The sequence below is a fragment of the Halorubrum alkaliphilum genome, from assembly GCF_017873815.1.
GTDB classification, from domain to species: domain Archaea; phylum Halobacteriota; class Halobacteria; order Halobacteriales; family Haloferacaceae; genus Halorubrum; species Halorubrum alkaliphilum.
The window spans coordinates 16,481-29,370 of record NZ_JAGGKQ010000016.1 but is presented as its reverse complement, the minus strand read 5'-3'; the positions used below and the strand labels follow the sequence as shown (position 1 = coordinate 29,370).

Genomic DNA, 12,890 nt, shown 5'->3' with positions numbered 1-12,890 from the left:
CAGGGACCGAGGAAAGCGCTCGGCGACGAGGCTCATCGACAGCGTCGGCCGCCGACACGCTTCCGCACCTTTTTGGTTCCTGCCGGAAGACTCCCGCTCAATGAGTAACCCGTGGGACGACTGGGACCACGTGCTGAAGGTCGATCCCGACAAGGAACTGCTCGGGGACGACACCTTCGAGGACGTCTGCCGGACCGGGACGGACGCGATCGAGATCGGCGGGACCCTCGACGTCACCGCGGAGAAGATGACTCGGGTCGTCGACGCCGCCGCCGAATACGACGTACCGCTGTATCAGGAGCCGTCGAACCCGGGCGTCGTCATCGAGTCGCCGGCGCTCGACGGCTACCTGATCCCGACCGTGTTCAACGCGGGCGGTCCGTTCTGGATCACCGGCGCACACAAGGAGTGGGTTCGCATCGACGACCTCGACTGGGATCGCACCCATACCGAGGCGTACATCGTACTGAACCCGGACGCCGCGGTCGCGGAGTTGACGAACGCGAACTGTGATCTCGACCCCGACGACGTCGGGGCGTACGCGAAGGTCGCCGAGCGCATGTTCGGCCAGGAGATCGTGTACGTGGAGTACTCGGGCACCTTCGGCGACACGGAGAAGGTCGCGGCCGCCCACGACGCGCTCGACGACGCCACCCTGTTTTACGGCGGCGGCATCCACGACTACGAGTCCGCAAACGAGATGGCCGCCCACAGCGACGTGATCGTCGTTGGAGACCTCCTCCACGACGAAGGCGTCGACGCGGTTCGGGAGACGGTGAAGGGCGCGACGGACGCGTAAGGGCTCACCACGGCTCGTTCTTGACGCCGAGCACGTACGCCGCGACGTTCGTGACCACGTGGAGGACGGGCGTCATCACGACGACGACGGCGAGGACGGGGAGCGTGAACACCTCGGTCGCCCACGCGGGAGCGAGCAGGAAGACGGCGAGGAGCGCGCCGCCGACGAAATCGAGCTGGTCGAGCCCGGGGAACGCCGCGCCTCGCTCGCGACCCGAGCGCCGTTTGAGGAACGACGCGCCGATGTCGCCACACATCGCGCCGAAGGCGAGCGCGACCGCGGCGAGGAGGTCGAAGGCGGGGAGGTCGATGCCGACCGCGCCGCTTACGGGGTCGACGAGCGCGTTGAGAACGAGCGCGAGCGCGACGCCGACGGCCGTGCCGACCGCGGTGCCGCGCCACGTCTTCCCGTCGCCGAGCACGCGCGCCCCTCGCCACTCGCGGCCGCCGTCGATGGGACGGCCGCCGCCGGCGAGCACCGCGGCGTTGTTCGGCACGTACGCTGGTAACATCGCCCAGAACGCCGTCGCGACGAGCGAACCGACCATGCCCGGGCACACGACCGACCGCGTGATATAAACCCCGGATCCGGACGGAACCGCCACGGATCGGTGGCCCCCGCATGGTCGGCGGGTGGCAAGATTTGACAACGCTCAAGTTCGGTCGTCGCGATCCGTCGGTATGATCCCCCCGATCGCGCGACGGTTCGTCGCCGGCGAGACGGTCCCGGAGGCGCTCGATCACGCGCGGGCCTACAACGACGACGACATCGCCGTCATCCTGAACCTGCTCGGGGAGCACTACGACGATCCGGCGGACGCCCGAGCCGACGTGGACGCGTATCTCGACCTCCTCGACGACGTGGCACGGAGCGAGCTCGACGCGTCGATCTCGGTGAAACCCTCACAGATCGGGCTCGATGTCTCGGCGGAGCTGTTCGAGCAACACTACCGGGAGATAGTGGCCCGCGCCCACGAGCGGGACGCGTTCGTCTGGTGTGACATGGAGGACGCGGAGACGACCGACGACACCCTCGACGCCTTCGAGTCGATCGCGAACGAGTACCCGTGGAGCGTCGGCCAGTGTATCCAGTCGAACCTGAAACGTACCCGGGAGGACCTCGAACGCCTCGTCGACGTTCCGGGAGCGATCCGGGTCGTCAAGGGGGCGTACGACGAGCCGAAATCGATCGCGTACACGGAGAAGTCCCGGGTGAACGAGGCGTATCGCTCCGACATCGAGTACCTGTTCGAGCACCGCGACCGCGGCGTCGCTGTGGGGAGCCACGACCCGGAGATGATCTCGCTGGCGAACCGGCTCGGTTCGGAGTACGACACCGACCACGAGATCCAGATGCTGATGGGCGTCCGCGAGGACGCGCAGCGTGACCTCGCGCGGCAGGGCGTCGACGTGACACAGTACGCGCCTTACGGGAACAAGTGGCTCTCGTACTTCTACCGTCGCGTCCGCGAGCGCAAGGAGAACGTCCTGTTCGCGCTCCGGGCGATCGTCGGTCGGTGAGTCGAACCGTTCGTTCGAGGAACAGGTAGACATCCTCTTAAGGACGGGAGACACATACCGACGCGATAGATGTCCACGTGGAAACGCGACTTCGGCAGCGGGCTCATCGTCCTCGCCCCGCTTCTCGTTCTCCTTCTCGTCATCAGATGGGTCTACCGCTACGTCGTTTCCGTTCCTCTCATCGACGCGCTGCTGCCGGCGGCGATTCCCGAGCCGCTGGAGCCGTTCTCCCGGCTGGTCATCGCGGTCGCCGTGCTCGCCACGCTGGTGCTCGCGGTCGGCTACCTCATGCGGACGACAATCGGTCGGCTCGCGGAGGCGAAGATGGACGACACGATAAACCGGATCCCCGCGCTACGCGTGGTGTACAACGCGTCGAAACTCGCGGTCGAGACCGCCATCTCCGGGACCGACGACCTCCAGAACCCGGTGTACCTCGAGACGTGGCCCGGGATACGGATGACCGCGTTCCGGACCGGTAAGAAGACCCGCGACGGCAAGATCGTCTTGTTCATGCCGACCGCGCCGAACATCACGACCGGCTTCGTCATCGAGGTCGAACCGGAGCGGATCGAGGACACCGGCGAGACCGTCGAGGAGGGACTGACCCGCATCCTCTCTGCCGGCTTCGCCGAGTCGGCCCAACAGATCCCCGTCGAGGAGGAGCGACCGCCCGCGGGTGACGCGGACGGGACCGGGTCCCCGGGCGGTGTCGATCGCCCGGGCGGAGCTCCGGGGGCCTCCTCGACGGAGGGATCGGGGACACACGTCTCCGACGGTAGCACCACGGATCGGTCCGGATCGTAAGCGTCTCCAACCGTTCTCCCACCGTCTCGTCGGACCGTTTGGGACGATTGGGACCCTCTCGACCACTCCGAACCCGTCCCGGAGTCACTGGGCGACGACCGTGCTCAGAGGTACGTGAACCACTCGTCGTGGTCGTCGGTGCGTCGCTCGACTACCTCGAAGAACGCTTCCTGTAGCTCCTCGGTCACCGGACCACGGGTTCCCGCGCCGATCTCCGTGTCGTCGACGGAGCGGATCGGCGTCACCTCCGCGGCGGAGCCGGTGAAGAACAGCTCGTCGGCGGTGTACAGCTGCCCGCGCGAGATCATGGCCTCGTCGTGGACCTCGTACCCGCGCTCCTCGGCCAGCGTAATGAGGGTATCGCGCGTGATCCCTTCGAGGATGGACTGGGCCGGGCCGGTCGTGTAGATCTCGCCGTCGTTCACCATGAATATGTTCTCGCCCGGCCCCTCGGCGACGTTCCCCTCCTTGTTCAACACGATCGCCTCGACGTAGCCGTTCCGGCGGGCCTCCTCGCCCGCGAGCATGGAGTTGACGTAGAGGCCCGTGGTCTTCACGTTCGTGGGGACCTGCGAGGAGGCGTGTTTCCGCCACGAGGAGACCATCACGTCGACGCCCTCCTCTAACGCCTCATCGCCGAGGTACGCGCCCCACGGCCACGCGGCGAGCACGAGGTCGGTCGGACAGTCCTTCGGCGAGACGCCGAGCGTGTCGTAGCCGTAGTAGGCGATCGGACGGATGTAACAGGACTCCAGATCCTGTCGGCGAAGGAGCTCCAGCGTCGCCTCGGTGATCTCCTCGCGGGAGTGTTCGATCTCCATGTCGTACACCTTTGCGGAGTCGAACAGGCGGTCGAGATGCTCCTCCCAGCGGAAGACCGCCGGCCCCTTTTCGGTGTCGTAACAGCGGACGCCCTCGAACACGCCGCTCCCGTAGTGGAGCGCGTGCGTCAGAACGTGGGTCGTCGCGTCCTCCCAGTCGAGGAACTCCCCGTTCTTCCAGATCGTGTCGACGTCCATCTCTTCAAATCCCATATCCAAGAGTCGTGGCGTCCGGGCTTAAAATTATGACATACCGCCCGGTCGGCGGACCCCGGGTCGTGGACGGGAGCAGCTGGCAGCCGACGGCCTCACCGCAGCGCCTCGACGAGCGCCGCGCCCTCGACGTAGGGGATATCGTGGCGGGCGGCGTAGGCAGCGGCGTCCTCGGGTGCGAGCGCGTCGCCCGTCTCGTCATCGAGCATCTCACAGACCACGGCAGCGGGGGCGGAATCGACCGCCTCGGCGAGCGCGAGCCCGAGTTCCGTGTGGCCGACGCGGTCGTTGAGCCCCGATCGCGCGCCCCGGAGGACGTGGACGTGGCCGGGCGCGCGGAACGACGCGGCGAACTCCTCGGGAGAGTACGCGCCCGGGTCGGCGGCCGCGGCGTTCGCGGCGTTCGCGACCTCCGTGATCGTCAGCGCGCGGTCCGCGTCAGTGATTCCCGTGAACGTCTCCCGATGGTTGACCGGCAGCGAAAACGACGAACGGTCGTCGTACGCGGGGTCGTCGTCGACCGCAGGATGGTCGAGCGCGTCAGCGAGGAAGGGGAGTCCGAACGCGTCCGCCACCGGGTCCGTGACCGCGACGCAGATCAGCCCGCCCGCGTCGTTGCGCATGTGGGCGACCGCCGCCTCGTCGACCGCGCTTGCCGGATACATGAGGTCCGTCTCCCCCTCGCGGTCCGCGAAGTCGTGGACACACACCGGTTCGCCGGCGCGAAACGCGGTGAGCGCACGGTCGACCGCAGTTCCCGCGTCCTCGCCAGCAGCGGTTCCGGTGCCCGCCTCGCCATCGCCGGTTCCAGCGTCATCGTCCGCGTCCCCGGGTCCGGTCGGCGTCCCGGAGCGGTCGACGTCGTCGGCGTCGGCGTCCGCGCGCATCAGGCTACCTCCGCGTCGACCGTCTCGGTCGGCGCGTCCGCCCGCGAGGCCGCCTCCACCCGGACCTCGATCCGGTCGCCGTCCGCCAGATCGAGCTCGGTCCGGAGCTCGTCGGGCGCGATCACCTCCAACTTGTCGTCGTCGTGGTGGGTGCGGTCGGGGACGATGGCGTGCGCGTCCCCGTACCGCTTTCCGTCGGCGACGAGCGTGACGGCGTAGCAGGCAGCCGCGCCGTAGGTGCGGTCCTCGTCCTCCCACGCGTCGATCGGGACGGCGTCGATGCCCGCGATCTCGCCGCGCCGGCGGACGCTCTCCGTGTCGAGTTCGAGGTTGAGCGTCCCCGGGAACGGATCGTATCCCAGTCGGGACGCGAACTGCTCGGCGTAGCCCGGGAGCGTGATGTAGTGGCGGCCCTCGCCCATTCCGCCGGTGACGCGTCCACGGAGGACGAGCTCGACGTCGGTCTCGAACAGTCGGCGGTAGTCGGCGTACTCGCCGCGCAGCGCGGCCTCGCCCGCATCGGTGACCCGGACCCACTGGCCGTCGCCGACGACATCGCGGTCGACGAGCTCCGCGGATTCGAGCGCTTGGAGCCGTCTGGAGGCGGTCTGCGTCGAGGCGTCGAGGCGGTCGCCGAGCGCCGCACACGACACCTTCGTCTCGGTCAACCCGCCCGCGAGCGCGACGTGTTTCAACGCCGCCATCGCCGCCGGGTCGACTCTCGCCGTCGTCGCGTCTGACATATATGGATCGAGGTCGCGCGCACTGAAAAGTATAACGAATACGTTATGCGTCTCAAAAACGTTATCGGGCTGCGGAGAGGGAACGGCTATCGGGAATCGCGTGGAGTTCGACTCGGCATCCACCTAAGGGCGTCGCCTCCGGCGGTCGCTGCCCAGACGGCTCGCGTGTGAGCCCCTCACTCGCGGGCCATCGAAAAGTAAGGTACAAGTACGGACGGGATATGTTTCTTGATGCGGGCTCGTAGATCAGCGGCAGATCGCTTCCTTCGCAAGGAAGAGGCCCGGGGTTCAAATCCCCGCGAGTCCACTCCTTCACTCCCTTCGGTCGTTCAGTCGTTCCCTCGCGTGGTCCCGTTCGCTCCGCTCACGGGACCCCCACGAGTCCATTTTTGAACGCTAGTAAAAAATGGCGAGCTGAGCGTTCGCGTAGCGAACGCGTAGTTTGAACCCTACCAGTCACACGAAGACGTGTGATCTTCAAGAATGAGAAGCCGTCATTCACGGTCGGATGAGAGACATCGTTGACGACTCGGTTGTTTGTATTAACCGACCAATGAGAGATGTCAGTCATTTCCCGGCATCCGTCGATCGAATTTAAAAAAGAAGTCAGTTTTCAGCGGTCAAGGGGTGTGTCGTCGTCCGTGTCCGGTTCGTCGTCGTCGGCCGTATCCTCGTGGGAGTCCGTCTCTTCATCGGCATCCGTCTCGTCGTCTGCGTGCGCTTCACCGTCGTCGTCAACGGAATCGACCGCGATGGTGACGGGGCCGTCGTCTTCGTCGTCCGCCTCGTCGGGCTTGGCGTAGTCATCGAGCGTCGTCGAGCGCGTGCCGTCGTCGAACTCACCGTCGAGCTCGCTCACGGCGTATCCGACGGCATACCCAGTTGAGCCGCCGAGAAACGCGCCGATCCCCGCGCCGATCGGACCGCCCTTCGCACCGAGAACTGCGCCTGTAAAGCCGCCTACTGTCGCCGCGCGCTCCGCGTCGCGCTCGGGGTCGCCCGTGGACTCGAACGGGCGGGGCTGGCGCGCTCGATCGTGGTCGTCGGAGTCGTCACCGTGATGATCGTCCTCGTGGGGAGCCATACCCGGCCGTAGGGGCTCCAGCGGCGTATACTTCCCGGATGGTCGAGCCGGGACCGATTCAGACCGTGTGTTTCGCCGTCTCCTCGTCGACGACCTCCAGCCCGCGGTTGTTCACGGCGTGGGGGTCGAGCCCCTCCTCTTGGAGGAACTGCTTGTAGAGCCGTTCGGCGGTCTCGCCGTCCTTCTGTTTGTCGCTGGCGTGATCACACAGTTCGAGGAGGTTCTCGGGGACGTCGTTCTCGTGGACGATCCAGTGGTTGATCGTGTCCGAAAGCCGGCGAATGGGCGAGGTGAAGTGGCCGTAGATGTCGAAGTTGAGCGCGTGATGGCCGCCAAAGGGGTCGTTCATGTACTTCGCTCGGGGCATCACGTGTAACACGGCCCGCTGGATCTTGTTGAGTTGGCGCTCGGGTGACTCCTCCAGCGCGGCGTTGACGGCCTTCCGTGGGTCATCACCCCACGCGTCGCCGGGGATCGAGACGCCGTCGAGCTCCTGTATCTCCTGAAGGGCGTCGCTCCACTGGTCCGGAGTGGGTTGGGGATGGACGCGGTACATCGCCTCGACCCCGCGGTCCCACATCAGGGTGTGTGTCACGGCCTTGTTCGCCTTCAGCATACACTCCTCGATGATGGTGTGTGCCCGGTCCCGGCGAGGGTTCAAGACGAGGGAGCCGTCCTCCTTGCGCTGTTCGTGCATCCGATCAGCAAGCTCGAAGACGAGTTCGTTTTCCTCGCCGAGCGGGAGGGAGGAGTCCTCCAGCCGCTCCTCGCACTCTGAGTAGGTGAGCCGCTCGTTGGAGTTGATGACGGATTTGTAGATGTCGATGTCCTCGAACGAGAGCGTTTCGTCGTCGATCTCCATCTCTACCGTGTGTGCGAGCCGGTCCTCGTTGGGGACGAGCGAGCAGACCGTCTCGGCGAGGATCGGTGGGAGCATGTGAATGGTGTAGTCGGGGAGATAGACGGTGTTCGCGCGCTCGACCGCCTCGTCCCACATTGCGGTGTCGGGCGTGACGTAGTGGGTCACGTCGGCGATGTGGACCCACAGCCGGTAAGCGTCCTCCTCGCGCTCGATGGAGATGGCGTCGTCGAAGTCCTGTGCGTCGATCGGGTCGGTCGTCCACGTCGTCAACTCTCGGAGGTCCTTTCGCTCGTCGATCTCGGCTTCGATCTCGTCGTACACGCCCTCCGTTCGGGCCTCAGCCTCGCGGAGGACCTCGGGCGGGAACTCGTCGCGGATCTCGAACTCCTCGAACAGCTCCTCCCGTTTGTCGGCCAGCCGGTCGGCCAACGCCTCGGTGATCGTCACCGGACCTTGGTCCTCGGCGGATCCCTGTTTCGGCTCGTCGTCTGACATACGCGGACCAATGCGCGTCCGTTAGAAAGGCCTGTCGGGGACGTGCCCGACATGGCGGTCTATCCCCGGGATCACCCGACGATCGGCCGCCAGACCGGCCCGAGGAACGCGACGGCGATGACGACGAGCAGGCACCCTCCGACGAGCGGGAGCGCGGACCGCCCGATCAGCCGGAGCGCGGTCCGGCGCGGGCTCGCGTCGCTCACGACGAACGGGTTCCCGTCCGCGATCCGTGATTTCACCTCGCCGACCGGCGCGTCGGGGAACGCGCTCGCGTCGCCGACGACCGTCACCTCGTCGCCCGGCCGAATGAGACGCTGTCGATACCGGCGGTCGGGACCGCGGCCGACCGTGAACGGCCCCACGTCGTAGCCGGGATGGGTCTCGTCGACCGCGTCGAACGCGTCCACGAACCGCCGAATCCGATCGGGTGGTTCCTCGCTCGACCGCACCCGGATCGACTCGTCGAGGCCGAGAACGAACGTCGCTCTCGCGGGGTCGACGCGGACGCCCGTGCCGTCGACGACGACGCGGAAGGGGACCCCCGCCTCGCCGGAGTCGATCGCCGACCACGACTGGGTCTTCCCCTGCGTCCGGTACTCCGACACCTCGTAGGCGAGACAGAGCGCGTCCCCGTCGGTGAGCGGTGCCGGAAGGACCTCTCCGACCGACTCCGTGCGTCCGACGACCCGGACCCGGCGGTCGTCGCCCGCGAGACTCATCGGGTCCACGTCGCTAGCGCGGAGCGTTCGGAGCGCGGTCACCGACCCCGAGAGGCCGTACAGCGCCACCGCGACCCCGACGATCAGGACGAGGAGAGCGAGGACGAGGGTTACCGGGGAGAGGCCTAGTTGAACTGGAACGTCGAACTGGAGGGACATCGAGTGCTAAACGAGAGCGACGGAGCTACCCGTCCTCCGGAGGGTCCGCGGAGTCGGCTATCGCCGCGGCGTAGCGGTCGAGGAACTCCTCGCGGGAGAGCCCGTCGGACTCGATGGAGGTGATCAGCGATTCGAGTCCGTCGCGGGGCTGATGGCAGATGTCGTCGTCACAGTCGGTACAGAGGTACTCGAACTCCTTCTCGCGCCGGTCCCAGCGGTTCCCCTCCTTGTCGTACTCGCGCGCGTCCTCGCGCAACACGGAGTCGCCACACGCGATACACACCACCGTCCGCCGGTCCCGGCTCTTCCGGGAGCGCCACATACCCGAGTCCACAGCCCGGGTACACTTAGCGTTTTGTACGCGGCAGACGCCCGTCCGACGCGAGGTGGCGGAGGGGACCGTCGCCGGACGACTCACGTCTCCCGCGGCCGAGACGACGGTTCACTTATCATGGTCGGGTCGTATTCCCGCGTATGCCGATCACGGAATCCGACCTTCCCGGCGTCGGGAAGAAGTTCGAGATCGAACTCGCCGACGGCGAGATGATCGTCGTCATCCACAACACCGGAAAGCGGGAGCTGTTCCACCGTCCCGAGCCGAACGCCGACTCCGAGAAGGTGTTCGAGTTTCCCGACGAACTGGCTCGAACCATCGGGTCGATCATCGAAGGGGCCCACTTCCAGCCGATCGAGGCCGGGACACAGGAGACGACCCTCCCCGGCGGAATCCTGCTGGAGTGGTACGAGCTCCAACCCGGCTCGAACCTGATCGGGGAGACCCTCGAAAGTGCGGACATCGCCAACGAGACCGGCCTCACGATCGTCGCCATCCAGCGTGACGACGAGACGATCGATAGCCCGCCCGCCGACACCCGCCTGAAGGAGGGTGACACGGTGATCGGCGTCGGGACCCGGGAGAACTGCGAGGCGTTCGAAACCCTGCTCACCGAATGAACGCCGGGACCTCCCACTCCCCGGCGACTCTGACCCGCCGTTTCGAGGTGAGCCTCGATGGCTGATCTCCTCTTGGAGATCGGTATCATGTTCGCGGCGATCGCCGGGGCCGGCGCGCTCGCGAACCGGCTCGGCCAGTCGGTGATCCCGTTTTATATCGTGATCGGAATGGTGCTCGGCGAGTTCGTGCTCGGACGGGTCGACCTTCCGGTGATCGGCACCGCGTTCGTCGCGGAGTCGGAGTTCATCGTGCTCGGCGCGGAGCTCGGGATCGTCTTCCTTTTGTTCTTTTTGGGACTTGAGTTCAACCTTGACCGGCTGCTCGAACGCCGGACCGAGATCAGCACGGCAGGGACCATAGACCTCGGGATCAACTTCGGAGCCGGTCTCGTTATCGGCTGGCTCGTTTTCGGCGAGCTGTTGCCCGCAATCCTCGTCGCGGGAATCGTGTACATCTCCTCGTCGGCGGTGATCACGAAGTCGCTCATCGACCTCGGGTGGATCGCCAACGACGAGTCCGAGCCGATGCTCGGTACGCTCGTCTACGAGGACCTGTTCATCGCGGTGTACCTCGCGGTCGTCTCCGCGCTGGTTCTCGGTGGTGGCGACGTCGGCGCGGCAGCCTTCGACATCGGGATCGCGATCGGGTTCATCCTCGCGCTGCTGATCTTGGTGTACGTCGGGACGAGCTTCTTCTCGAAGCTCGTCGAGACCGACGACCACGAGTTCATCGTACTCCGAACCGTCGGTGTACTCGTGTTGATTTCGGGCGCGGCGCTCGCGCTCGGCGTGAGCGAGGCGGTTGCCGCCTTCTTCGTCGGGATGGCATTCTCAGCGACCGACTACGTCCACCAGCTGGAAGAGCTACTGGAACCGCTCCGAGACACCTTCGCCGCGGTGTTCTTCTTCTGGATCGGGCTCATCACGAATCCCGCGCTGTTCGCCGGGGTCGCCGGACTGATACTGCTCGCGGTGATCGTCACGACCCCGACGAAGCTCGTCAGCGGCTTCCTCGGCGGGCGGGCGTTCGGGCTTGACACGCGGCGGTCGACCCGCGTCGGACTGGGGATGACGACCCGCGGGGAGTTCTCGCTGATCATCGCGACCATCGCCGTTTCCGGCGCGGAAGCCGGCACGTTCCCCGCCGAGCTTGCTGCGACGATCAACGCGTTCGCCGTCGGGTACGTGCTGATCATGGCGATCCTCGGGACGACGCTGATGGGGTATTCGCGTCCCTTCGAAGAGGCCGTCGTCTCGTGGATCGACGGCGACGACGCGGACGGAGCGACTCCCGAGCCCGGCGACTAGTTCCCGGGTGGTGACTAGCTCCCGGGTGGCGACCAACTCTCGGGTGGCGACCAACTCTCGGGTGGCGACCAACTCTCGGGCGGCGACCAACTCTCGGGTGGCGACCGGTTCGTCAGGCGGCGTCGCGCTCGCGACGCCTATATACGCACTCACCCGTTTATTTCGGGTATGGACGCTGAACCGACGACGGGGCTGTACCCCGCCCCGCGATCGAACGTGACGCAGAACCAGGGGTCGTTCCGGACCCGGTTCAACTTCCCCGGACGCAATCTCTCCGACCACGACGACCACGGCTACGGGCCGCTCGCGACGGTCGTCGAGTCGTTCATGGACCCGGACACGCTGATCTCGATGCATCCGCACCGGAACGAGGAGATCGTCTCGTGGGTGCCCGCGGGCGTCATGCGCCACGACGACCGACAGGGGAACGATCTCGTCACCGATCCCGACAACGTGATGGCGATGAACGCCGGCACGGAGTTCTGGCACGCCGAGTACACCGCCGCGGACGACCCGCCGCTGCGGATGTTACAGATCTTCGTGCGCCCCCGCGAACTCGGGTTGGAACCGGGGATCCAACACGCCCCCCTTTCGGACCCCGTTGCGGGCGAATGGCGGCACGTCTTCGGACCTGACGGCTCCGACGCGCCCGTCACGGTGCGTAACGCGGTCGACCTGTACGACGTTCGCCTCGACGATGGGACGAGCGTCGACCTTCCCGCGATGGACGGCCGTGACGTGTACTTTTACGTCTTCGAGGGCGCGGTCACCGCGGACGGAACGCGCTTCGACGAAACGGAGAGCGGCCTGCTCGTCGACGACCGAACGCCCACGCTGACCGCCGAGAGCGACGCGATCGTCGTCGCCTTCCTCATCGATCCCGACGCGCCGGTCACCCGACAGGGAACCATCGGTCGATAGTCCTGGATCCGGACGTTCGATCGCAACCACGGAAAGATACTTATACCACCCGTGCTATAGTATAACACGCAATGTCTAGCGCACCCAGCTCGAGCGACGAGGTGTTCGACGAGTTCCTATCCGATCGTGGCCACGAAACGGAGATCGTACGCTGGGAGCGATCCTATAACAAGCTTCAATGTCCTGAGTGCGGTGCGCTCCATCCGGAGGGGACGTCGAGTTGTGGCGTCTGCGATTGGCGGCCGACCTGACGACGAGAGCATCGACCGACGCCCCACGGATTTTCTTCCGCGAATAATGGGCGGTAGTATTATGTGTAACTATCGATTAGTGGCGGACATGCCGACCTGCCAGAACTGTGGTTCGTTCGTCACGAGAGACTACGTACGGGTGTTCACGCCCAACGACGTCGACCGGCCCCGCGTCTGCCCCGCCTGTGAGGATCTCGTCCGTGACGGTGCCGATGTCCGCGAAGCGCGAGCGACTCGGGGGGACTGAGGCGAGTCCCCGGTTCCCACGCCCTCACGCCCGTCAGCGATGCCCGCACGTCCCTTCGTCCCCGTCCATATCGATCGTCGACCGGGGGCCGTCCTCG

At 66.2% G+C, this 12,890-nt stretch carries 16 protein-coding genes and 1 tRNA gene; 9 read left to right on the top strand and 8 right to left on the bottom strand.

What is annotated here, in order from left to right; translation table 11 throughout:
• Positions 1 to 100: 100 nt before the first annotated feature.
• The gene (locus tag J2751_RS10575) at positions 101 to 799 is read left to right on the top strand and encodes a phosphoglycerol geranylgeranyltransferase (protein ID WP_209485876.1); all 699 of its coding nucleotides are present in this window, start codon (positions 101 to 103) and stop codon (positions 797 to 799) included.
• 4 nt (positions 800 to 803) lie between these two features.
• On the opposite strand, the gene J2751_RS10570 is transcribed toward J2751_RS10575, so the two are convergent.
• Positions 804 to 1,346 (bottom strand): CDP-2,3-bis-(O-geranylgeranyl)-sn-glycerol synthase, encoded by a 543-nt coding sequence (locus tag J2751_RS10570; RefSeq protein WP_209485873.1) that lies wholly within the window; start codon positions 1,344 to 1,346, stop codon positions 804 to 806.
• A 133-nt stretch (positions 1,347 to 1,479) separates the two neighbouring features.
• Here J2751_RS10570 and J2751_RS10565 point away from each other — a divergent pair, with 133 nt between their 5' ends.
• Entirely contained in the window at positions 1,480 to 2,319 is an 840-nt protein-coding gene (locus J2751_RS10565; RefSeq protein WP_209485872.1) for a proline dehydrogenase family protein, read from the top strand.
• 69 nt (positions 2,320 to 2,388) lie between these two features.
• A complete protein-coding gene (locus J2751_RS10560) occupies positions 2,389 to 3,126 on the top strand; it encodes a DUF502 domain-containing protein (protein ID WP_209485871.1) in 738 nt (245 codons plus the stop codon).
• A gap of 104 nt (positions 3,127 to 3,230) precedes the next feature.
• Here J2751_RS10560 and J2751_RS10555 read toward each other — a convergent pair whose 3' ends face one another.
• From J2751_RS10555 to J2751_RS10545, 3 genes are all read right to left on the bottom strand, one after another.
• Positions 3,231 to 4,160 (bottom strand): branched-chain amino acid transaminase, encoded by a 930-nt coding sequence (locus tag J2751_RS10555; RefSeq protein WP_209485870.1) that lies wholly within the window; start codon positions 4,158 to 4,160, stop codon positions 3,231 to 3,233.
• A 95-nt stretch (positions 4,161 to 4,255) separates the two neighbouring features.
• The gene (gene ribB / locus J2751_RS10550; protein ID WP_209485869.1) at positions 4,256 to 5,047 is read right to left on the bottom strand and encodes a 3,4-dihydroxy-2-butanone-4-phosphate synthase; all 792 of its coding nucleotides are present in this window, start codon (positions 5,045 to 5,047) and stop codon (positions 4,256 to 4,258) included.
• A complete protein-coding gene (locus J2751_RS10545; protein ID WP_209485868.1) occupies positions 5,047 to 5,790 on the bottom strand; it encodes a DUF120 domain-containing protein in 744 nt (247 codons plus the stop codon). The genes ribB and J2751_RS10545 overlap by 1 nt, the downstream gene beginning before the upstream one ends.
• A 235-nt stretch (positions 5,791 to 6,025) precedes the next feature.
• Here J2751_RS10545 and J2751_RS10540 point away from each other — a divergent pair.
• Positions 6,026 to 6,097 (top strand) — tRNA-Ala (locus J2751_RS10540).
• Positions 6,098 to 6,403: 306 nt separating this feature from the next.
• Here the strand turns inward: J2751_RS10540 and J2751_RS10535 are convergent.
• From J2751_RS10535 to J2751_RS10520, 4 genes are all read right to left on the bottom strand, one after another.
• Positions 6,404 to 6,874 (bottom strand): hypothetical protein, encoded by a 471-nt coding sequence (locus tag J2751_RS10535; RefSeq protein ID WP_209485867.1) that lies wholly within the window; start codon positions 6,872 to 6,874, stop codon positions 6,404 to 6,406.
• Positions 6,875 to 6,932: 58 nt separating this feature from the next.
• Positions 6,933 to 8,231 (bottom strand): RNB domain-containing ribonuclease, encoded by a 1,299-nt coding sequence (locus J2751_RS10530; protein ID WP_209485865.1) that lies wholly within the window; start codon positions 8,229 to 8,231, stop codon positions 6,933 to 6,935.
• 71 nt (positions 8,232 to 8,302) lie between these two features.
• The gene (locus tag J2751_RS10525) at positions 8,303 to 9,112 is read right to left on the bottom strand and encodes a hypothetical protein (RefSeq protein WP_209485863.1); all 810 of its coding nucleotides are present in this window, start codon (positions 9,110 to 9,112) and stop codon (positions 8,303 to 8,305) included.
• A 25-nt stretch (positions 9,113 to 9,137) separates the two neighbouring features.
• On the bottom strand, positions 9,138 to 9,434 hold the full coding sequence (locus J2751_RS10520; RefSeq protein ID WP_209485861.1) for a DUF7562 family protein: 297 nt from the start codon (positions 9,432 to 9,434) through the stop codon (positions 9,138 to 9,140).
• Between the two features lie 152 nt (positions 9,435 to 9,586).
• Here J2751_RS10520 and J2751_RS10515 point away from each other — a divergent pair, with 152 nt between their 5' ends.
• From J2751_RS10515 to J2751_RS10500, 5 genes are all read left to right on the top strand, one after another.
• A complete protein-coding gene (locus J2751_RS10515; RefSeq protein WP_209485859.1) occupies positions 9,587 to 10,066 on the top strand; it encodes a cation:proton antiporter regulatory subunit in 480 nt (159 codons plus the stop codon).
• 57 nt (positions 10,067 to 10,123) lie between these two features.
• Positions 10,124 to 11,374, top strand: coding sequence for a cation:proton antiporter (locus tag J2751_RS10510; RefSeq protein ID WP_209485857.1), 1,251 nt, complete (start codon positions 10,124 to 10,126; stop codon positions 11,372 to 11,374).
• A gap of 168 nt (positions 11,375 to 11,542) precedes the next feature.
• Positions 11,543 to 12,295 carry a pirin family protein gene (locus J2751_RS10505; protein ID WP_209485856.1) on the top strand — a complete coding sequence of 251 codons (753 nt, stop codon included), beginning with the start codon at positions 11,543 to 11,545 and terminating at the stop codon, positions 12,293 to 12,295.
• Between the two features lie 71 nt (positions 12,296 to 12,366).
• On the top strand, positions 12,367 to 12,546 hold the full coding sequence (locus J2751_RS15530; RefSeq protein ID WP_245202726.1) for an HVO_0416 family zinc finger protein: 180 nt from the start codon (positions 12,367 to 12,369) through the stop codon (positions 12,544 to 12,546).
• Between the two features lie 88 nt (positions 12,547 to 12,634).
• Positions 12,635 to 12,793 (top strand): DUF7563 family protein, encoded by a 159-nt coding sequence (locus J2751_RS10500; RefSeq protein ID WP_209485855.1) that lies wholly within the window; start codon positions 12,635 to 12,637, stop codon positions 12,791 to 12,793.
• Positions 12,794 to 12,890 lie beyond the last annotated feature (97 nt).